The 20448-nt window shown below is 69.8% G+C and carries 18 protein-coding genes; 10 read left to right on the top strand and 8 right to left on the bottom strand.

Going from position 1 to position 20448, the window contains the following annotated elements:
- Positions 1–2: 2 nt before the first annotated feature.
- From pepQ to rph, 6 genes are all read right to left on the bottom strand, one after another.
- Positions 3–1331 carry a Xaa-Pro dipeptidase gene (pepQ, locus tag JGR64_RS11505; protein WP_233348196.1) on the bottom strand — a complete coding sequence of 443 codons (1329 nt, stop codon included), beginning with the start codon at positions 1329–1331 and terminating at the stop codon, positions 3–5.
- Positions 1332–1409: 78 nt separating this feature from the next.
- Complete coding sequence (locus JGR64_RS11500; protein WP_199373508.1) at positions 1410–1760, bottom strand: PilZ domain-containing protein; 351 nt, start codon at positions 1758–1760, stop codon at positions 1410–1412.
- Complete coding sequence (locus JGR64_RS11495; protein ID WP_234446950.1) at positions 1757–4111, bottom strand: DUF1631 family protein; 2355 nt, start codon at positions 4109–4111, stop codon at positions 1757–1759. Before JGR64_RS11495 ends, JGR64_RS11500 begins: the two co-directional genes overlap by 4 nt.
- A gap of 178 nt (positions 4112–4289) precedes the next feature.
- Entirely contained in the window at positions 4290–5441 is a 1152-nt protein-coding gene (gene hemW, locus JGR64_RS11490; protein ID WP_199373506.1) for a radical SAM family heme chaperone HemW, read from the bottom strand.
- Between the two features lie 2 nt (positions 5442–5443).
- Positions 5444–6037, bottom strand: a complete 594-nt coding sequence (gene rdgB / locus JGR64_RS11485; RefSeq protein ID WP_199373505.1) for an RdgB/HAM1 family non-canonical purine NTP pyrophosphatase — start codon at positions 6035–6037, stop codon at positions 5444–5446.
- Positions 6038–6040: 3 nt separating this feature from the next.
- A complete protein-coding gene (gene rph / locus JGR64_RS11480; protein WP_199373504.1) occupies positions 6041–6775 on the bottom strand; it encodes a ribonuclease PH in 735 nt (244 codons plus the stop codon).
- Between the two features lie 67 nt (positions 6776–6842).
- On the opposite strand from rph, the gene JGR64_RS11475 reads away from it, so the two are divergent.
- From JGR64_RS11475 to JGR64_RS11430, 10 genes are all read left to right on the top strand, one after another.
- A complete protein-coding gene (locus JGR64_RS11475) occupies positions 6843–7703 on the top strand; it encodes a YicC/YloC family endoribonuclease (RefSeq protein ID WP_199373503.1) in 861 nt (286 codons plus the stop codon).
- A complete protein-coding gene (gene gmk, locus JGR64_RS11470; RefSeq protein WP_199373502.1) occupies positions 7696–8334 on the top strand; it encodes a guanylate kinase in 639 nt (212 codons plus the stop codon). The genes JGR64_RS11475 and gmk overlap by 8 nt, the downstream gene beginning before the upstream one ends.
- Before the next feature lie 129 nt (positions 8335–8463).
- Complete coding sequence (gene rpoZ / locus JGR64_RS11465; protein ID WP_182824766.1) at positions 8464–8766, top strand: DNA-directed RNA polymerase subunit omega; 303 nt, start codon at positions 8464–8466, stop codon at positions 8764–8766.
- Positions 8767–8900: 134 nt separating this feature from the next.
- Positions 8901–11069: a bifunctional (p)ppGpp synthetase/guanosine-3',5'-bis(diphosphate) 3'-pyrophosphohydrolase gene (locus JGR64_RS11460; RefSeq protein ID WP_199373501.1), complete on the top strand. Its 2169-nt coding sequence runs from the start codon at positions 8901–8903 to the stop codon at positions 11067–11069.
- Between the two features lie 68 nt (positions 11070–11137).
- The gene (locus tag JGR64_RS11455) at positions 11138–11521 is read left to right on the top strand and encodes a RidA family protein (protein WP_199373500.1); all 384 of its coding nucleotides are present in this window, start codon (positions 11138–11140) and stop codon (positions 11519–11521) included.
- A 4-nt stretch (positions 11522–11525) separates the two neighbouring features.
- Positions 11526–13646, top strand: a complete 2121-nt coding sequence (gene recG, locus JGR64_RS11450; protein WP_234446949.1) for an ATP-dependent DNA helicase RecG — start codon at positions 11526–11528, stop codon at positions 13644–13646.
- Positions 13647–13677: 31 nt separating this feature from the next.
- On the top strand, positions 13678–14616 hold the full coding sequence (locus tag JGR64_RS11445) for a nucleoside hydrolase (protein ID WP_199373499.1): 939 nt from the start codon (positions 13678–13680) through the stop codon (positions 14614–14616).
- A gap of 71 nt (positions 14617–14687) precedes the next feature.
- Entirely contained in the window at positions 14688–14930 is a 243-nt protein-coding gene (locus JGR64_RS11440; protein ID WP_199373498.1) for a type B 50S ribosomal protein L31, read from the top strand.
- A 203-nt stretch (positions 14931–15133) separates the two neighbouring features.
- Complete coding sequence (locus tag JGR64_RS11435; RefSeq protein ID WP_255531424.1) at positions 15134–16447, top strand: citrate synthase; 1314 nt, start codon at positions 15134–15136, stop codon at positions 16445–16447.
- Positions 16448–16704: 257 nt separating this feature from the next.
- Entirely contained in the window at positions 16705–17145 is a 441-nt protein-coding gene (locus JGR64_RS11430; RefSeq protein ID WP_234446948.1) for a hypothetical protein, read from the top strand.
- 7 nt (positions 17146–17152) lie between these two features.
- Here JGR64_RS11430 and JGR64_RS11425 read toward each other — a convergent pair whose 3' ends face one another.
- Together JGR64_RS11425 and JGR64_RS11420 are read right to left on the bottom strand one after the other, a co-directional pair.
- A complete protein-coding gene (locus JGR64_RS11425) occupies positions 17153–17806 on the bottom strand; it encodes a hypothetical protein (protein WP_199373495.1) in 654 nt (217 codons plus the stop codon).
- Positions 17807–17854: 48 nt separating this feature from the next.
- Positions 17855–20344, bottom strand: a complete 2490-nt coding sequence (locus JGR64_RS11420) for a penicillin-binding protein 1A (RefSeq protein WP_199373494.1) — start codon at positions 20342–20344, stop codon at positions 17855–17857.
- Between the last annotated feature and the right edge of the window lie 104 nt (positions 20345–20448).

Here is a 20448-nt window from a genome sequence, read left to right as displayed (position 1 = left end):
GCTCAGCCGGCGAACGCCTCGCGGGTCAGGTTCAGCGGATCGGCGTCCGTGCAGACCACGTTGTCCTCGATGCGGATGCCGCCATAGGGGCGGAACGCATCCACGCGGTCCCAGTCGACGCTGCCGGCATGCGCACCGGCGCGCAGGTCCTCGAGCAGCATGTCGACGAAGTACAGGCCGGGCTCGATGGTCACCACCATGCCGGGCTGCAGCACGCGGGTCAGGCGCAGGTAGGGGTGGCCTTCCGGCTTGTCGATGGTGCCGCCGGCATCCGAGGCCGCGAACCCCGCGACGTCGTGCACCTGCACGCCCAGCCCATGGCCGATGCCATGCGGGAAGAACGTGCTGCTGACCCCGGTGGCAACCGCCGCCTCCGGGCTCACCTTCAGGATGCCGAACTCAGCGAGCACGCCGGCCAGCGCCAGGTGGGCATCCAGGTGCAGCTGCCGGTAGTCGAAGCCCGCGCGCACCTGCGCGCACATCGCCCGCTGCGCCGTGTCCACGGCCATGACCATGGCGTGGAACTCGCTTTCGCCATCCGCCGCGTGCGTACGCGTGACGTCGGCGGCATAGCCGCCGTGGCCGGCGCCGGCATCGAGCAGGAAGCTGCGCACCGGGTTGGGCGGCAGGCGGTCGAGCTCGGTGTAGTGAAGCACCGCGCCGTGCCGGTTGAGCGCCACGATGTTGCTGTAGGGCAGTTCCGCCGCGTCCTGGCCCACCGCCTGGCAATAGGCGAGATGGATGCCGAACTCGCTGGCACCGGCGCGGAACGCGCGCTCGGCGGCGCGATGGCCGCGCACGGCAAGGCGCGAGGCCTCGCGCAGCATTTCCACCTCGTACGGCGTCTTGAAGGCGCGGTGGTAGTCCAGGTAATCCAGCACCGGCTGCGGGTTGTTGGGCGCGAACGCACCGTAGCGTCCGAGCGCACTCTGCGGCTCACCGAGGATCGCGCAGCGGCTGGCGTTCCTCGGCAGGTGGTCGAGCGCCTCGTCAGGGGTGCGGATGACCACGATGTCGAAGTGTTCGACCCAGTAGCCCGACGGCGCTTCGGGAACCACGTGCCAGTAGTCGCGGGGCTGCAGGTACACCAGCTTGGGCCGCGCGCCGGGGGTCACCACCAGCCAGCTGCCGGGATTGCGCAGCAGCGGCACCCAGGCCTTGAACTGGGGGTTCACCGCGTACGGGTAGTCGCGATCGTCGAACACCTGGTAGTGCAGGTTGCCGCTGGGTACGACCAGGTGGTCGAAGCCGCCGCGCACGAGCGCTTCGGCGGTGCGGGCAAAGAGGGTGTCGAGGTGGGCGGCGTACAGCGTGGCAGGGGCGGCGGACATGGCGGGTAATGGCTCCGGGAAGAACCCGCATTCTGCCGCATCGCCCGCCATGCTGCCCTGCGACCGCCGGGACAGTGGCTACTCGTAGTGGCTGCCAGGCGCTTCGATCCAGGCGCGCAGGCGGCCGACCTGCGGCTCCGACATGCCGATGAACCGGAAGCCGGTCCAGGCCTGGCCCGGCGCACTGGCCTGGTCACGCCACAGCAGGTGCGCGCCAACCTCCACGCTGGCATCGGCGCCCTCGGCCGATGGCAGCGCAAAGCGGAACTGGTAAAGCGCGTCATCGACGAGCGCCTCGTTGGCCAGCAGCAACATGCCGGTTTCAGACAGGTTGCCGATGCGGCCGACCACGCGCTCGGTCATCGCGTCCATGACCAGGATGGTGTCGGGCGCCTTGCGGCGCTTGGCGCGGCGGAACTCGTTGATCATGGCAGGCCGTCCCCGGTGATCGCCGGGGCGTCGCCACGGCCGGCAAAGCTGCGCAGGGTGCGCATCGCGGCCTGCCAGGCGCGGTCCACCAGGCGCCCACGCTCGGCGGTGACGATGTGTGCCTGGCCCGCCACGATCATGCGTGCCAGCGCATCCAGCGAGTGCTCCCCGACGCGCTGGCCGCGCTGGTTGACGAACAGCGCGTTGTCGGTGACCGGGCTGAACCACGAGAGGCGGCGACGGATCACGTCGCCCTGCTGGTTGGTCACGAACTCGATGAAGGTGCCGAACGGGATGACCCGCAGCTGCTCGTAGCGGGCCTGTTCTTCCGGCGTGCGCGGCGGCAGGTCGGGCCGGCGCTCGCGCGCGCTGTCCTCGCCAAGCCGGGTCCTGGCCTTCAGCTTCATCGCCAGTTCGGTGCGCGATGCCGGATCGTCCTCGTCGCTGCGGCTGCTGGTCAGGCGGTTGGCGATGATCCCCGCTTCTTCGGCGTGATAGCCGACCTGGGACAGGGCACCCTCGATATGCGCCGCGAGCGCGGGATCGCCCGCCTCGCTGCCGTGACCGCAGGCGTGGATGATCCTCCGGGTGGCGTCCAGCTGGCCCTGCCACTCCGGAGAATCCTCGCCCTGCCGCAGCAGGGTGAGGGTCAGCACGTCGGCCCAGGCCTGGTTGAGCAGCGCGCGGGAGAATTTCGGGATGCGCTGGTCGCCGAGCATGTCGGCAAGCGCCTTGCCGGCGCGCATCTTCGCGACTTCCAGCTTTTCCTTGCCGCGCGCCGCCTCGACATGGCGACGCTCCAGCATCTCGGCGCGGCGCACCTGCGCCTGCAGATGCGCCTGGAGCGCGCGGTTGGAATCCTCGAACACCGCGTCGTCGCCATCGTACTTGTCGATGACGTGGCTGACCGCCTGCTGCAGCGGCGGCAACAGTTGCGGGTCGAAATCGTCCTTGTCGAGCCATTTCGCCGCCGCCTCGGCAACCGTGTTCAGCAGCTGCCTGGCCGGATGCGCGGCACGGACGAAGAACGCCGGGTCCTGGAGGGCGACACGCAGCAGCGGGAGTTGCAGCCGGCGGAGCAGGGCGCCTGCGGGCGCGTCGCGGCTGATCTCGCCTTCCAGCTGCCCGTACAGCATGTGCAGCAGTTCGAACGTGTCGTTGTCGCGCTGCGAGAGGCTGGCACCCTTGCCACGCTTCTGCCGGGCCTGCGCAAGCAGGGACTGGCGGATGTCCATCAGGTTGCGTGGCGACGCTTCGGGCGCGGCCTGCAACGTGCCCAATGCACGGAACACGTCGTCGGTGCTGAGCGGCGGCGCACCGGCGCCGGGCTGGCCGGGCCGGAGCTTGCCGATCAGTGCGCGGCGCCCGGCCATCAACTGCTGCAGGGCCTGGTAGTCGGCCTGCTCGTCGGAGTCCTCGAAGGCGCTGCTGGTTTCGGCCATCCAGCCGGTATGGGGGCGCTGCAGATCGGGGCGGGGCTGTGCGGTTCCCTGGTGGCGTGGCGCGCCCGGCTCGGCAGGGCCGATGCCGTGGTCGTCCGCCGCCGCGCCGCCGCGCCTGACGTTGCCTCCCTGCCGGCCCTCCGCGGGACCTTCGCCAGGGCCACCCGAGCCGGCCTCGCCTGCGCCGCGCGCCCTGGGACGTGATGCCGCTTGCCCCGGCGCAGCGTTTTCCGCGGCCTCATGCGCCTGCTGGCGTGCGGTCGCGCGCACGCGCATTGGCACATAGGTCAGGCCGGGCAGCACGCCTTCGCGGTCCAGCACGGCGTCCAGCTTCTCCAGCACGGGCGCGTAGTGCCCCATCACCATGCGGTCGAACAGGCGGAACAGCAGCTCGCGCGACTCGACGCCGATATCAAGCGCATGGCTCGCGGTGCGCATGGCCCGGCACACGGACTGCGGACCCAGCGGCAGGCGCGCGGCGTCGATCGCCGGCGAGCCCGCCAGCACTCCGAAGCGCTGGCCGAGCAGGTGCATCGCCAAGGTGGCGCGGCCCTCCTGGCGGCTGGCGATCTCGCGCAGGATCCCGTCCTCGTCCATCGTCGCGTCTTCCACCAGGGTCAGCACCTGGGGGTTGCCGGTCGTCGCCGCGGACGCCTGTCCCTGCGCTGAGGGCGGAGCACGCAGCGCGGCAAGCGAGGCCTCCAGCTCAAGCATGAGCTGGGGGACCAGGTCGGAGCGGTTGAGGCGGAAGGTACGCAACGCTTGCACGAAGTTGGACTCGCTGCCCGGGTTGCGGGCGCGGTCGGCAAGGCGGAAGAGTTCCTGCTCGAACTCGTCGAGCATCGCGCCCAGATAGTTGTCGAGCTCCACGGAGACCAGCGCCAACGCGCCTTCCAGCGCCTTGCGCACGCGTCGCGGCAGACCGGCGGCCGCCAGAGTCCGCGGAGCGGTGGCGTCATTGAGTGGCGTCGTCACTGACATGTTTGCGTCTGGCTGGCTTCCCCTGTGGGGATACTTAGCATGCAGGGAGCCTCCGCGGCCAGCACGGGGTTTGCGCCGCCGTCCGGCCACGCCGGTTCGAGACGCCTCACGGCAGGAAAAGCGCGACGACGTCGTTTCCCAGGCGCCGGCCCAGGGCGGTCGGCCGGACATGCCCGGCGTCCTCGACCAGCCAGCCGCGCGCCACTGCCTCGGCGAGTTCCGCCGCGATCGCCGCGCGCGGCAGCCCGGTACGGGCTTCGAAGTCCGCGAGCGCGAAGCCTTCGTGCAGGCGCAGGGCATTGAGCATGTATTCGAACGGCCGCCGTGCGGGCTCGATGTCCTCGTCGCCGCCGAGCGCGGCGTCGCTGCCGGCCGTGGCCAGCCAGGCCGCCGGGTGCTTGAGCTTCCAGCGTCGGCGGATCGCCTCCCCGGCACCGAGGGTGATCTTGCCGTGCGCGCCTGCGCCGATGCCGAGGTAGTCGCCGAAGCGCCAGTAGTTGAGGTTGTGCGCGCACTGGCGCCCGGGGCGCGCGTAGGCGCTGACCTCGTAATGCCCGTAGCCCGCGACTTCCAGCAGCGCCTGCCCGTGCTCCTGCATGTCCCAGGCGGTGTCCTCGTCGGGCAGGCCTTCGGGCGGCTTTGCGGCGAACAGCGTGTTCGGCTCCAGGGTGAGCTGGTAGTGCGAGATGTGCGCCGGCTGCAGCGCGAACGCGCGTTCCAGGTCGCGTGCGGCGCCGGCGAGGTCCTGGCCGGGCAGCGCATACATCAGGTCGAGGTTGATGTTGTCGAAGCCGGCGTCCTGCGCGAGCTTCACCGCCGAATCCGCCTCGCGGCTGTCGTGGATCCGCCCCAGGCGCTGCAGGCAGCCATCGTCGAAACTCTGGATGCCGAAACTGAGGCGGTTCACGCCGGCCGCGAGGTAGCCCTCGAAGCGGCCATGTTCGGCGGTGCCGGGATTGGTCTCCAGGGTGATCTCGCAGCCCGGCGCGAAACGCAGGCGCGCGCTGGCCTGCTGCAGGAAGTCATCGATGGCCGCGGCCGGGAACAGCGACGGCGTGCCGCCGCCGAAGAACACCGAATGCACGGTGCGGCCCCAGGCCAGCGGCAGGTCGTGCTCCAGGTCGGCGACCAGCGCGGACACGTATTCGGCGAACGGCAGCGCGCCGCGCTGCTCATGCGAGTTGAAGTCGCAGTAGGGGCATTTGCGTACGCACCACGGCAGGTGCACGTACAGCGACAGCGGCGGCGGCATCAGCATGGTCAGTCCAGCGCGGCGAGGCGCTCGCGCAGCGCGGCCAGCGCGAGGCCGCGATGGCTGATGGTGTTCTTGACCGCGGCGGGAAGCTCGGCAGCGGTCAGCCCGCTGCGGGTGTCCAGGAACACGGGGTCGTAGCCGAAGCCGCCAACGCCGCGCGGCGCTTGCAGGATGCGGCCGCGCCACTGGCCCTCGGCGATAATCGGCTGGGGGTCATTCGCGCGCCGCAGGACCACGATCGCGCAGTGGAAGCTGGCGTCGCGCGCGTCGTCGGCAACGCCGTCGAGCTCGCGCAGCAGGCGCGTGATGTTGCGCCCGGCATCGCCGTGCACGCCGCCGTAGCGCGCGGAATACAGCCCGGGCGCGCCACCGAGTGCATCCACGCACAGGCCGGAGTCGTCGGCCAGCGCCGGCAGGCCGGTGGCGAGCGCCGCATGGCGCGCCTTGAGCAGCGCGTTCTCGATGAACGTCAGGCCGGTTTCGTCGACATCGGCGACGCCGAATTCCGACTGCGCGCGCAGCGTGAAGCGCGACCCGTCCAGCAGCGCGCGCAGCTCGGCCAGCTTGCCCGCATTGCCACTGGCCAGCACCAGGTCCATGGCTCAGCCCGCGGCCAGCGCCGCCTGCTGCGCCGCGAACAGCTCCTCGCAGCCCTGCGCGGCCAGCGCGAGCATGGCGTCGAGTTCGTCGCGGCGGAAGGCATGGCCTTCGGCCGTGCCCTGCAGCTCGATGAAACCGCCGCCGTCGTTCATGACCACGTTCATGTCGGTGTCGCAGGCGCTGTCCTCGGCATAGTCGAGATCGAGCACCGGGCGGCCGCCGTGGATGCCGACCGAGACCGCGGCGATCGCGCCGTGGATGGGGTCGCGCTTGCCGAGCTCGCGGCGGCCCTGCAGCCAGCGCACCGCGTCCACCAGCGCCACGTAGGCGCCGGTGATGGCCGCGCAGCGGGTGCCGCCGTCGGCCTGCAGCACGTCGCAATCGAGGGTGATGGTGCGCTCGCCGAGCGCGTCGCGATCCACGCAGGCGCGCAGCGAGCGGCCGATCAGGCGCTGGATCTCCAGCGTGCGCCCGCCCTGCTTGCCGCGCGCCGCCTCGCGGTCGGAACGGCTGTGGGTGGCGCGCGGCAGCATGCCGTACTCGGCGGTCACCCAGCCGGTGCCCTTGCCGCGCAGGAAGCCCGGCACGCGGTTCTCGACCGTCGCCGTGCACAGCACGCGCGTGTCGCCGAAGGTCACCAGGACCGATCCTTCGGCATGGCGGGTATAGCCGCGCTGGATGCGCACGTCGCGCATCTGGGCAGGCGCGCGCCCGCTTGGACGGGGGGAATCGGTCATGGAGGGAATTACCGCAGGAATGGCGCGCGAGTTTACCATCGGCACCCCGAACCCCCGGATGCACCGCATGATCCGCAGCATGACCGCCTTCGCTTCCGGCGAACGTGCCACCGCCTTCGGCACGCTTGGCTGCGAGCTCCGTGCGGTCAACCACCGCTACCTCGAGCTCGGGGTGCGCGCGCCGGACGAGCTGCGCGCGCTGGAGCCTGTGCTCCGCGAGCGCATCGGCGCCCGCGTCGCGCGCGGCAAGGTCGAGCTCACCCTGCGCCTGCGTGCGCCGGACGCCGCCGGCGCGCTCGTGGTCGACGAAGCGCTGGTGGAGCGGCTCGGCGAGCTGGCCCTGCGCCTGCAGCCGCGGTTTCCGGCGATGCAGGTCGGGTTCACGGAGCTCCTGCAGTACCCCGGTGTGCTGCGCACCCAGGCCACCGATGCCGAGGCCCTGCAGGGCGAGGCGCTGGCATTGCTGGACCAGGTGCTGGGCGAGTTCATCGCCGCGCGCGAACGCGAGGGCGGCAAGCTGGTCGCGGCCATGCTCGAGCGCGTCGACGGCATCGCCGCGCGCGCCGCCGAGGTGCGTGGCGTGGTGCCGGCGATCCGCATCGGGCAGCGCGCCAAGCTCGAGGCCCGACTCGCCGACCTGGCGCAACCCGCCGATCCCGGCCGGCTCGAGCAGGAGCTGGTGCTGTCGCTGCAGAAGCTCGATGTCGACGAAGAGCTCGACCGCCTCGACAGCCACGTGGCGGAGATCCGTCGCGTGCTGGGCCAGCGCGAGCCCGCCGGCCGCCGGCTCGATTTCCTCCTCCAGGAGTTCAACCGCGAGGCCAACACGCTGGGCTCGAAGTCGGTCGATCCGCGCACCAGCAACATCGCCGTCGAGCTCAAGGTGCTGATCGACCAGGTGCGCGAACAGGTGCAGAACATTGAGTAAGCCCGACGCTCCAACGCGGGGCAGGCTGTTCATCGTCGCCGCGCCGTCGGGTGCCGGGAAGTCGAGCATCGTCAACGCCTGCCTGGCGCGCGATCCCAACATCTGCCTGTCGGTCTCGTTCACCTCGCGCCCGCCGCGCCCCGGCGAGCGGCACGCGGAGCACTACCATTTCGTCGACGACGTGCGGTTCCAGGAGATGATCGCCGCCGGCGATTTCTTCGAGCACGCGCGCGTGCACGGCGACTGGAAGGGCACGGCGCGGCAGTCGGTGGAGCCGCAGCTGGCGGCCGGACGCGACGTGCTGCTGGAAATCGACTGGCAGGGCGCGCGCCAGGTGCGCAAGCTGGTGCCGGATGCCGTCGGCGTGTTCATCCTGCCGCCTTCGCGTGCGGCGCTCGACGAGCGCATGCGCAAGCGTGGCCAGGACAGCGAGGAGGTCATGGCCCGGCGCCTGGCCGCGGCGCGCGAGGAGATGTCGCACTACGCGGAGTTCGACTACGTGATCGTCAACGAGGATTTCGCCACCGCGGTGGACGAGATGTGCGCGATCTTCGTCGCCAGCCGGCTGCGCCTGGATGCCCAGGCATGGCGGCACCGCGCCCTGATCGGCGCGCTGCTGCAGGAAGACTGATCCGCCGGCGGCGGCATTACGCCCCAAGTGGCTGATTCGCAACAGGTCGGCTTGCGTGCCGGGCGGTGTTTCGCTATCCTTCCCGGTCCCTCGCACTGCATCGACGGCCGGTCGGCCGCCAGGAGATTTATGGCCCGCATCACCGTTGAAGATTGCCTGAAAGTCGTCGACAACCGTTTCGAGCTGGTCATGCTGGCCGCCAAGCGCGCCCGCCAGCTCGCCAATGGCGTCGAGCCGCAGATCGACAACAGCGAGAACGACGACAAGCCGACCGTGCTGGCACTGCGTGAGATCGCCGCCCGTCGCATCAATCCCGAATACATCGACGCCGTCGAGAAGTCCGAGCGTGAGCGCAAGGAGCGCGAGGCGCTGGAGTGGGCGGCGGCCGAGGTCGTCGCCGACGACGACCTGGGCAAGGGCGACGACGCCTGATCCGCGGGCGCCTGCATGGCGCTTGCACGCATGACCATGACGGCCCCGGACATCCGGGGCCGTCTGCGTTCACGACGTCCGGGTCCGCGCCGCCGCGCGTTGCCGGGTCGCGGGCGCACGCGTAGGCTCGGTCCATGACATCCGCAGAGCGCGCGCTGGTGCAGGTACCTGTCCCCGGGGACGATGACATTCCCGGGTACATGCGCGCGCTCGAACGCGCCACCGCGTACCTGTCCGCGGACCAGCGCCGCCAGGTGCGCCGCGCCTGGGCGGTGGGAGCGGCCGCCCACGAGGGGCAGGTGCGCAAGTCCGGCGAGCCCTACATCACCCACCCGGTCGCCGTGGCGCAGGTGCTGGCGGAGCAGAAGGTCGACCTCGAGACCCTGGTCGCGGCGATCCTGCACGACACGATCGAAGACACCCCGCTGGGGCGCGACGCGCTGGCCGGCGAGTTCGGCGAGGCGGTCGCGGAGCTGGTCGACGGCGTCACCAAGCTCGACAAGCTGCAGTTCGCCAACCGGCGCGAGGCCGACGCGGAGAGCTTCCGCAAGATGATGCTGGCGATGGCGCGCGACCTGCGCGTCATCCTGATCAAGCTCGCCGACCGCCTGCACAACATGCGCACGCTCGGCGCGCAGTCGCCCGAGGCGCGCCAGCGCATCGCCGGCGAGACGCTGGAGATCTACGCGCCAATCGCGCAGCGCCTGGGCATGAACCTGATCAAGGCTGAGCTGCAGGACCTCGGGTTCGCGGCGTTGCACCCGCTGCGCCACCGCATCCTCGAGAAGCGCATCCGCTCGCAGCCGCTGGTGCGGCGCGAGGCGCTGGCCAAGATCGAGGCGCAGCTTGCGCAGCGGCTGACCAACGAAGGCCTGGACTACCGCCTGGTGAGCCGGGTGAAGTCGCCGTGGAGCATCTACAACAAGATGCGCGCGGAGGGCAAAACCTTCAGCCAGGTGATCGACGTGTTCGGCTTCCGGGTGATCGTCGGCTCGGTGCGCGACTGCTACCACGCGCTGGGCGTCGCGCATTCGGTGTACAAGCCGGTCGACGGCCGCTTCCGCGACTTCATCGCCATCCCCAAGGCCAACGGCTACCAGTCGCTGCACACCGTGCTGTTCGGGCCGTACGGCTCGCCCATCGAGGTGCAGATCCGCACCGAGGAAATGGACCTGATCGCCGAGCGCGGCATCGCCGCGCACTGGGCCTACAAGCACGGCGGCGGCGCGCCGAACAGCGCGCAGGCGCGCGCGCATTCGTGGATCTCCGCGCTGCTGGAATCGCAGAGCGGCACCGGTTCGTCGCTGGAGTTCCTGGAGAACGTCAAGGTCGACCTGTTCCCCGACGAGGTGTACCTGTTCACGCCCAAGGGCGACATCATGTCGTTGCCGCGCAACGCCACGGCGCTCGATTTCGCGTTTTCGGTGCACACCGACGTCGGCAACCGCGCGGTCGCTGCGCGCGTCGACCGCAAGCTCGTGCCCTTGCGCACCAAACTGGCGACCGGCCAGTCGGTGGAGATCGTCACCGCCAAATCGTCGCAGCCGCGGCCGCAGTGGCTGGAGTTCGTGGTCACCGGCAAGGCGCGCACCGCGATCCGCCAGCAGCTGAAGCAGCTCGAGCACGAGGATGCCGTGCAGCTCGGCCACCGCATGCTCGACAGCGCGCTCGAGGATCTCGGAAGTTCGCTGGAACAGCTGCCGGCCCAGCACCTCGAAGCGTATCTGGCCGAGCATCGCTTCCCGCGGCTGGAGGCCCTGCTGGCCGAGGTCGCGCTGGGCAACCGCATGCCGTCGCAGGTCGCGCAGTCGCTGGCGCGCAAGACGCCCGCGGCCGACGGCGCACCGCGCGTGCACCGCGGCGACGACCGCATCCTGATCACCGGCAGCGAGCGCGGTGTGGTGACGTTCGCCAACTGCTGCATGCCGATCCCCGGCGACGACATCATGGGTTACCACACCGCCGGGCGCGGCATCGTGGTGCACAGGATGGAATGCCCGAATGTCGCCGAATACCGCAAGTCGCCGGATCGCTGGGTCGATATCGGCTGGGACCGCGAGGTCAGCGGCGATTACGCCGTGGCGCTGCGCATCGAGGTCGAGAACCGGCCGGGCGTGCTGGCGCAGGTGGCGGCGGCGATCGCGCAGGCGGATTCCAACATCGATGGCGTCGAGTACCTGGAGCGCGACACCAATGTCGCCGCGATCCGCTTCTCGATCGAAGTGCGCAACCGCACGCACCTGGCGCACGTGATCCGCCGCACGCGGCGGCTCGGCGTGGTCCACGGCGTGCAGCGGATCTGACGCGGCCTGGATAGAGAATCCGCGGGGGGGCGGTCATAATCGACCGCATCGCCTTCGAGGACTCGAAAATGCCCAGGACACCCATCACCACCGCCGATGCACCGGCGGCCATCGGTCCGTATTCGCAGGCCACCCGCGCCGGCAACACCGTGTTCCTGTCCGGGCAGATCCCGCTGGATCCGGCCACCGGCGAGCTGGTCGCCGGAGATCTCGCCGCGCAGGCGCGGCGCGCATTCGACAACCTCCGTGCGGTCTGCGAGGCGGCCGGCGGGTCGCTCGCTGACGTCGCGCGCGTCGGCCTGTACCTCACCGACCTCGGCCAGTTCGCAGCCGTGAACGCGGTGATGGCGGAGTATTTCGATGCCCCGTATCCCGCGCGCTCGACCATCGAGGTGTCCGCCCTGCCCAAGGGCGCGCAGTTCGAGGTCGATGCCGTGATGGTCACCGACTGAGGCAGTGGCGGCACCTCGGCGCAAGGCCGGCGCAGACGCGCCCTCGCTCGCGCCCGCCGGCGCCGATGCGCTGTCGGCGCTGGCCGGCGTGGGCCCGCGGGTCGCCGAGAAGCTTGCTGCGCGCGGCCTGCTGGGCGTGCAGGACCTGTGGCTGCAGCTGCCGCGCGGCTACGAGGACCGTACCGCCATCACCCCGATCCGCCTGCTGCAGCCGGGCGTTCCGGCCCAGGTCGAAGGGCGGGTGGAGGCGGTGGAGCGCGGCTTCCGCTACAAGCCGATGCTGCGTGTCGCGATCGTCGACGATTCGCACGGCACGCTGGTGCTGCGCTTCTTCCACTTCCGCGCCGCGCAGGCCGCGCAGTTCACTCCCGGCGTGCGCGTGCGCTGCTTCGGTACGCCCCGGCCGGGACAGCGCGGGTTGGAGATCGTCCATCCGAGCTACAGCCTCGTTGCTGATGATGGCCTCGCCGAACTTGGCGATCGCCTCGACCCGGTCTATCCCGCGATCGAGGGCGTCGGCCCTGCGGTGATGAAGCGTCTGATCGCGCAGGCGCTGGACCGCTTGCCCGATGGCGACGAGCTCGAGCTCCTGCCGGCCGCGCTGCTGCGCGCACACGCGCTGCCGGGACTGCGCGAGTCGCTGCTCGCGGTGCATCGTCCGCCGCGCGAAGCCGATGTCGCCGCCTTGCTGGCCGGCACGCATCCAGCGCAGCGCCGGCTGGCACTCGAGGAGCTGCTTGCGCACCATCTCAGCCTGCGCCGCCAGCGCATTGCCCAGCAGTCGCACGCGGCGCGGCCGCTTGCCAATGCGGGATTCGCAGAGCAGTTGCGCGCGAGCCTGCCGTTCGCGCTGACCAACGCCCAGGCGCGCGTGTTCGGCGAAATCCGCGGCGACATCGCGCGCCCGGTGCCGATGCTGCGCCTGGTGCAGGGTGATGTCGGCTCCGGCAAGACCGTGGTGGCCGCGATGGCGGCGCTGATGGCGGTCGCCGACGGCCGCCAGGCGGCGTTGATGGCGCCCACCGAACTGCTGGCCGAGCAGCATCTCGCCAACCTGCGTGCGTGGCTGGAGCCACTTGGCGTCCGCGTGGAGTGGCTGGCCGGCAAGGTCACCGGCCGTGCGCGCGCGCAGGCGATGGCGGCGGTTGCCAGTGGCGAAGCGCAGGTCGTGGTCGGCACGCACGCGCTCATGCAGCAGGGCGTGGTGTTCCATGACCTCGCGTTGGCGATCGTCGACGAACAGCACCGCTTCGGCGTGCACCAGCGCCTGGCGCTGCGTGACAAGGGCGGCGAGGGCGGCCGCGTGCCGCACCAGCTGGTCATGACGGCCACACCGATCCCGCGCACCCTCGCCATGGCGGCGTACGCCGACCTCGACGTGTCGGCCATCGACGAACTGCCGCCCGGGCGCACGCCGGTGCAGACCGTGGTCCTTGCCGCCGGGCGCCGCCCCGAACTCATCGAACGCATCCGCGCGGCCTGCGCTGAAGGCCGCCAGGCGTACTGGGTGTGCACGATCATCGACGACTCGGACGAGATCGTGGCGCAGGCGGCGCAGGCGACGTTCGAGGCGCTGTCGGAAGCCCTGCCCGGGCTCCGCGTCGAGCTGGTGCACGGCCGGATGAAAGCCAATGAGAAGCAGGCGGCGATGCGCGCGTTCAAGGACGGCGCGGCCGACCTGCTGGTCGCCACCACGGTGATCGAGGTCGGCGTGGACGTGCCCAACGCCTCGCTGATGGTGATCGAGAACGCCGAGCGCCTGGGCCTGGCGCAGCTGCACCAGCTGCGCGGCCGGGTGGGGCGGGGCAGTGCCGCTTCGAGCTGCGTGCTGCTCTACCAGCCGCCGCTGTCGCGGATGGCGCGCGAGCGCCTGGAGACAATGCGCGAGACCGGCGACGGGTTCGTCATCGCCGAAAAAGACCTCGAACTGCGCGGGCCGGGCGAGCTGTTGGGGACACGCCAGACCGGGCTTGCGGCATTCCGCGTCGCCGATCTGGCCCGCGACGCCGACCTGCTGCCGCTGGTGCACGCACTCGGCGAGCAACTGCTGCGCGACCAGCCTGGCGTCGCCGAACGCCTGGTGGCGCGCTGGGTGGGCGGGGCTGCCCGCTACGCGGCGGCCTGATCGCGGCGCCACGAACATGGATAATCGGGCGATGAACAATGACCGCATTCCGCTGCTGATCGATACCGACCCGGGCGTCGACGACGCACTCGCCCTGCTGATGGCGCTGCGCGACACGGGCCACGACGTGCTCGGGCTCGCCATCGTCGCGGGCAATGTCGGCCTGCGCCACACCGTGGCCAACGCGCTCAAGCTCTGCGAGATCGCAGGGCGCGAGGATGTGCCGGTGTTCGCCGGCTGCGACCGCCCCCTGCTGCACGCCGCTCCCGACGCGGCGTACGTGCACGGCGTGGACGGTTTTGGTGATGTCGGTTATGTCCCCGCCACGCGCGGTGTCGAGCCCGAGCACGCGGTGCAGGCCATCCTGCGCCTCTCCCATGAGCATGCCGGACGACTCCTGCTCGTGATGCTCGGCCCGCTGACGAACCTCGCGCTGGCGCTGCGCCTGGACCCCACCCTGCCGGAACGCATCGGGCGACTGGTGGTGATGGGCGGGGCGGTCACCGCACGCGGCAACATCACGCCGTCCGCCGAGTTCAACGTCTACTTCGATCCGGAGGCGGCGCGCATCGTGTTCGAGGCATTCCCGGCCTTCGATCTCGCCGATTGGGAAGCCACCGTCGCCCACGGCATGCACCACCGCAACGTCGACGGCTGGCTGGCGGCGCCGGGTCCGGTGGCGGCGTTCTACGAAGCCATCTCGCGGCACACGCGCCTGTGGTCGGAAGACGGCCGCGGCGAGCTCTGGCATGCCGCCGACGCACTGGCCATGGCCATGGCGCTGAGTCCACAAGGCGTGCTGCAGGCCGAATCCCGGCCGATCGACGTGGTGCTGGGCGACCCGGTGGCGCGTGGCACCACGGTGGTCGACTGGCAGCGCCAGCTCGGGCGCCCGGACCAGGCGCGCATCCTGCTGCGCTATGACCAGCTGATGTTCGAAGGACTGGTGCGCGGAGCGCTCGGCGCCTGAGGCGACTTGCGGGAGGGCGGGGCGCTGGCTATAATGCCGCTCTTTCCCCGCCCAGATACCGGTACCCCGTCATGAAGGCCGACATCCATCCTGTTTACCGCGACGTCGTTTTCCAGGACGTGACTTCGGATTTCAAGATCCTCACGCGTTCCACCCTCTCCAGCAAGGAGACGGTGAAGTGGGAAGACGGCAACGAGTATCCGCTGATCAAGATCGAAGTCTCGTCGGCTTCGCATCCGTTCTACACGGGCCAGAACAAGCTCATGGACACCAGCGGTCGCGTCGACAAGTTCCGCAAGCGCTACTCCAAGTAAGCTCCGGCGCCACGCGCCGAGCCGACGGCCGCCCACTGGGCGGCCGTTTTCGTTTGGCCTGCGGCGTTCCACTGGTGCCACTTTGCTGGAGCCGCCGCGGCCGGGGGCTATGCGATAATTCCCCGATCGCGCACGCGCGCGACCCCGCCTCATCCGACCCGCCCCCGATGCGCGGGTCCACGCGATACGAAAGGAGTGCGTCTGTGTCCGCCACCCCGTCCAACGTCGGCCCGAAGGCCGGCACCGTTGCAGTCCAGGCCGCCGGCAAGTCGGTCGAACTGCCGATCCTGAGCCCCACCCTCGGCAACGACTGCGTAGACATCGGCAAGCTGCCGAAGGAAACCGGCCTCTTCACCTACGATCCCGGTTTCACCGCCACCGCCAGCTGCAAGTCCGCGATCACCTACATCGACGGCGACGAGGGCGTGCTGCTGTATCGCGGTTACCCGATCGACCAGCTGGCCAAGGAGTCTTCGTTCCTCGAGGTCGCGTACCTGCTGATGAACGGCGAGCTGCCCGACGCCAGGCAGATGGGTGAATTCGACCACGACGTCGCCCACCACACGATGCTGCACGAGGCGTTCAAGAACTTCCTCGGCGGTTTCCGCCACGACGCCCATCCGATGGCGATGCTGGTCGGCATGATCGGTTCGATGGCGAGCTTCTACCACAACGATCTCGACTACGACGATCCGGAAGAGCGCCGCATGGCCGCGATCCGCATGATCGCCAAGGTGCCGACCATAGCTGCCGCCTGCTACCGGCACTCGATGGGCTGGCCGCTGCGCTTCCCGCGCAACAACCTGCCGTACGTCGACCGTTTCCTGCACATGATGTTCGAGGTGCCGAGCGAGCCGCTGGTGCTCAACCCGGTCGCCGCGAAGGCGCTGGACCTGCTGTTCATCCTGCATGCCGACCACGAGCAGAACGCATCCACGTCGACCGTGCGCCTGGTGGGTTCGACCGGTGCAAACCCCTATGCGTGCATCGCATCGGGTGTCGCCGCGCTGTGGGGTCCTGCGCACGGCGGCGCCAACGAGGCGGTGCTGAAGATGCTGGCCGAGATCGGCACGGCGAAGAACGTGCAGTCGGCGATCGACCGCGCCAAGGACAAGGAGTCCGGCTTCCGCCTGATGGGCTTCGGCCACCGCGTGTACAAGAACTTCGACCCGCGCGCGAAGATCATCCGCGAGATGTGCCACAAGGTGCTCGAGGAACTCGGCATCGACGACCCGCTGCTCGAGGTCGCGATGCGCCTGGAGGAAGCCGCGCTGAAGGACGACTACTTCGTGCAGCGCAAGCTGTACCCGAACGTCGATTTCTACAGCGGCATCATCTACAAGGCGCTGAAGATCCCGACCGAGATGTTCACGGTGATGTTCGCGATCGCGCGCACCGCTGGCTGGATGGCGCACTGGCTCGAGCAGCAGACCGATCCGGAATTCAAGATCGGCCGCCCGCGGCAGATCTATACGGGCTCGGGCATCCGCGACTACATGGCCGTCGACAAGCGCTGACGCCCCACACAGGCATCGCGATGAACAGCGCCCCGCACTGCGGGGCGTTTTTTTGCTTCTTCTCCACCTTCCTTCGAATGGGAGGAGAACCTCTTCTTGGGCGCGGGGTACTCCCACCCGGCCATGGGCACATCGCGGAGGGCGTGGTGTCACGTCTGCGGCAAACATGGTGGCGCATGCACTGGCCTCGACGGCTCGTGCCTGCGCCCGGGCGGATTGTCCGCCCGGCTGGCCCAACTCCACGGAAGGAGCATGCAATGGGGATGAACCCACATCTGGCCGCCGTCATGGTGGCAGTGTGTCTGGCATCCGCCGCGTCTGTCGCGGTGGCTGGCGAGCTTGAGGTACGCAAGGGCGTGGTCACTGCGATGCAGCCCATCGCCGCAAAGCAGGATGCGGTCAGCACGAGCACCAAACGACAGCTGGGCGGCATGCTGGGGCAAGCGCTCGGGCAGGCTGTGGGTGGCCGCAGCGGACGGTCCTATGAAGTCACGCGCCTCGCCACCAATCTTGGCGCCGATATCGCCTCCAGCAATACCGGTGGCGCTACGGCTGGCAGCTATGTGCTCATCGTCCGTTTCGACAATGCCGCGGAGTCCGCGTTTACGCGTCGTGGCGACCAGCTTGCGCGCATCCGTGTGGGCAGCCGCGTCAAGGTCGTGGGTTCGGGCGACGCCGCGATGCTCGACGCCGAGTAGGTGCCGGTCATCGCGTGTCGGTAGCGGGCGGCGCAGCTTCTTCGTCTTCGGCCAGCAGCCTGCGCAGCTGGCTGGCCGACGCGCGCTGCATGGGCCTCCCGTCCACCGCCGACAGCGGTGACTGGCGCAGTGCGCCGGCGGGCAGGACAGTGAGGTCGATGAGGGTGTCGCCGGCGCCGAACAGCCACACCGGGAAATCGCCATCTCGCGTGCGGTCCAGTCGCACCTGCCGGCTGCGCGATTCCGCAGGAATGCCTGCGTCGTCGAGGAAGCGTGCCACGGCGTCGGCGTCGTCGCAGTAGAGGTGAAGCGTCACGTGGTCATGCGCACCCGCGGTGCCTGCCAGCACCGGACCCACCAGGCGCGCGTGGAAGCTGGCGAAGAATTCGAGCGCCTGCAGCGCGGCCTCGCGTTTTTCGCGCAGGTGGTCGGCATGCGTGTCACCCAGGAACAGTCGCTGGTACTCGCGCAGCGCGTCCTCGATCTCGTCGTTGCGCGGCAGCGACGCGTCGTCGTGGATGCCCAGTCGCGCGGCGGCCTTGCGCTTGGCGTGGTGGAAGTCGCGGATCCCGCCTTCGGCGATCAGTCGGGCCGCCTCGTGGGCGAGGCGGTGGCGGAGCTCACGGGTGCGGCTTCCGGCGTGCTGTCGGCCTCGGTGCATGCGGGCGCTCCATACGGCGAGGGCGCCCCAAGCCTACCGGATGCCGCGTCAGAAGATGTCGAACGCTTCCTCGGTGGGGACCTCTTCGTCCACGTCCTCGAAGGTCGATTCCATGCGCTCGAGGTCCTCGGCCTTCACCCACTCGACCAGGCCGCCGTCGGAACTGGTGGGCAGCAGGCGCCCGCTGGCGCTGACCGCGACCTTGACCATGCCGTCGGGCGGTTCGTTGGCTGCGATCGGCATGCCGTCCAGCGCCACGCGCATGAAGTCGATCCAGATCGGCAGCGCCGACTTGCCACCGTATTCGCGGTAGCCGAGCGAGCGGTTGTCGTCGCGGCCGACCCAGACCACGGTGGCCAGGTTGCCGCCGAAGCCGGAGAACCACGCGTCGCGGTGGTCGTTGGTGGAGCCGGTCTTGCCGCCGACGTCCTCGCGGCCGAGGACCTTGGCCGCCGTGCCGGTGCCGCGCTGCACGACGTCGCGCATCATCGACACCAGCTGGTAGGCGACGCGCGCGTCGATGGCGCGCGGTGCGACCACCCTGTCGGGGCCTCCGGCCGACGGCGCAGGTTCGGCTTCGGGAGCGGCCGCGGCAGGCGCTGCGGTTGCCGCCGGCTGGCTCGGGCCCAGGTTGAAGCCGTCAACCACGTTGGATGTCGCCACCGTCGTCCCATCAGCCCCGCAAGTGCGGCAGGCCACCGCCGGATTTTCCTTGAAGATCACCTTGCCTTCGCGGTCCTTGACCTCGTCGATGAACCACGGCGTGACGCGGAAACCGCCGTTGACGAACACCGCATAGCCGCGGGTGATGTCGAGCGGGGTCAGCGACGGCGTGCCGAGCGCGATAGACAGGTTAGGCGGCAGCTCGGATTCGTCGAAGCCCATGTGGCTGATGTAGCGGCGCGCGTAATCGACGCCGATGGCGTCGAGCAGGCGCACCGAGACCAGGTTGCGCGAACGCACCAGTGCCTCGCGCAGCCGCATCGGGCCGGCGAACTTGCCGTCGTCGTTCTGCGGGCGCCAGTCCTGGCCACGACGCATGCGGAACACCACCGGAGCGTCGACCACCACCGAAGCCGGGTTGAAACCGCGCTCGAAGGCCGCCGCATATATGAAGGGTTTGAAGCTCGAGCCCGGCTGGCGACGCGCCTGCGTGGCGCGGTTGAACTTCTGGCCGGCAAAACTGAAGCCGCCGACCAGCGCGCGCAGCGCGCCGTTGTCCGGTTCAAGCGACACCAGGGTGGATTGCGCGCGTGGCACCTGGTCGAGCTGCCAGGTGGGCTTGGCGGCAGGATCGGCGGCGGCACCGTCCTTGCCCTTGGGCTCGATGCGGCGCACGCGCGTCACGTCGCCGCGTTTGAGCAGGGCCCCGGGGTTGCGGCCCGTCCAGCGGCTGCTGGCGGCGTCGAGCGCCACGGTGGTGCCATCGGCCAGCGCCACGTCGGCGGTGCCGTCGCCGGCCCGCAGCACGATCGCCGGCAGGAGGCCGGACTGCGCCGGGATGCCGCGAAGGCGAGCGCCCGCGGTTGCCGCGTCCTCGTCGGCCGCGAGCTCGAAGGTCTGTTCGATCTTCAACCAGCCGTGGCGGTGGTCGTAAACCGACAGGCCGCTGCGCACAGCGACATCGGCCGCAAGCTGCATCTTCGGATCGATCGTGGTGGTGACGTGGTAACCGCGGGTCAGCACGTCGCCACCATAGCGGGCGATCATCTCCTGGCGCACCATCTCGGCGACATACGGCGCGTAGACCTCGACCGGACGCTCATGCGGAGTGGCGTGCATGTCCACTGCCTGGGCGGCACGCGCCTCCGCCTCGCTGATGAAATCCAGCTCGTGCATGCGCTGCAGCACATAGTCGCGACGGATGCGCGCGCGCTCGGGGTTGGTGACCGGGTTGCCGCTGGACGGGAACTTGGGGATCGCCGCCAGCGTGGCCAGTTCGTCCAGGTCGAGCTGGTCGAGCTTCTTGCCGTAGTAGAACTCGGCGGCCGCGGCGATGCCGTAGGCCCGGTTGCCGAAGAAACTCTTGTTGAGGTAGAGCTCGAAAATCTCGTCCTTGGACAGCTCGCGCTCCATCTTCATCGCAAGCAGCATCTCCGACAGCTTGCGCGTGTAGCTGTACTCCGAGCTCAGGAAGAATTGCCGTGCGACCTGCTGGGTGATGGTGGACCCGCCCGGCACGCGCTTGTCGTCGGTCGTCGCCAGCAGCCAGATCGCGCGGCTGACACCGCGGTAATCCACACCGTGATGCTCGTAGAACCGGTTGTCCTCGATTGCGATGAAGGCCTGCTTCAGGCGCTCGGGTACCTCGGCGATGTCGACCGGATAGCGGCGGGTCTCGCCGAACAGTGCCATCAGGCGGCCGTCGCGCGCATAGACGTAGAGCGGCTCCTGCAGCTCCACGTTGCGCAGGCTCTGCACGTCGGGCAACCGCGAAGACACGACGTAGTACAGTGTGCCCGCTGCGAGCAGGCCGATGACAAGAAGGCCGGCGAACAAGATCAACAGCCAGCGCAGCAGGCGACGGAAGCGGGGCATCGAGGGGGTCCTGGGGTCCGCCACGCGGACCGTTGTGAGGCGCGCAGTATATAGAGAGGGGACTCCGGGCTGATCCTGCCCGGATCGAAGTGCCGCACAGGGTC

Source organism: Luteimonas sp. MC1572 (assembly GCF_016615815.1).
In the GTDB taxonomy this organism is placed as follows: Bacteria; Pseudomonadota; Gammaproteobacteria; order Xanthomonadales; family Xanthomonadaceae; genus Luteimonas.
This window is presented reverse-complemented; position numbering and strand designations above follow the sequence as displayed.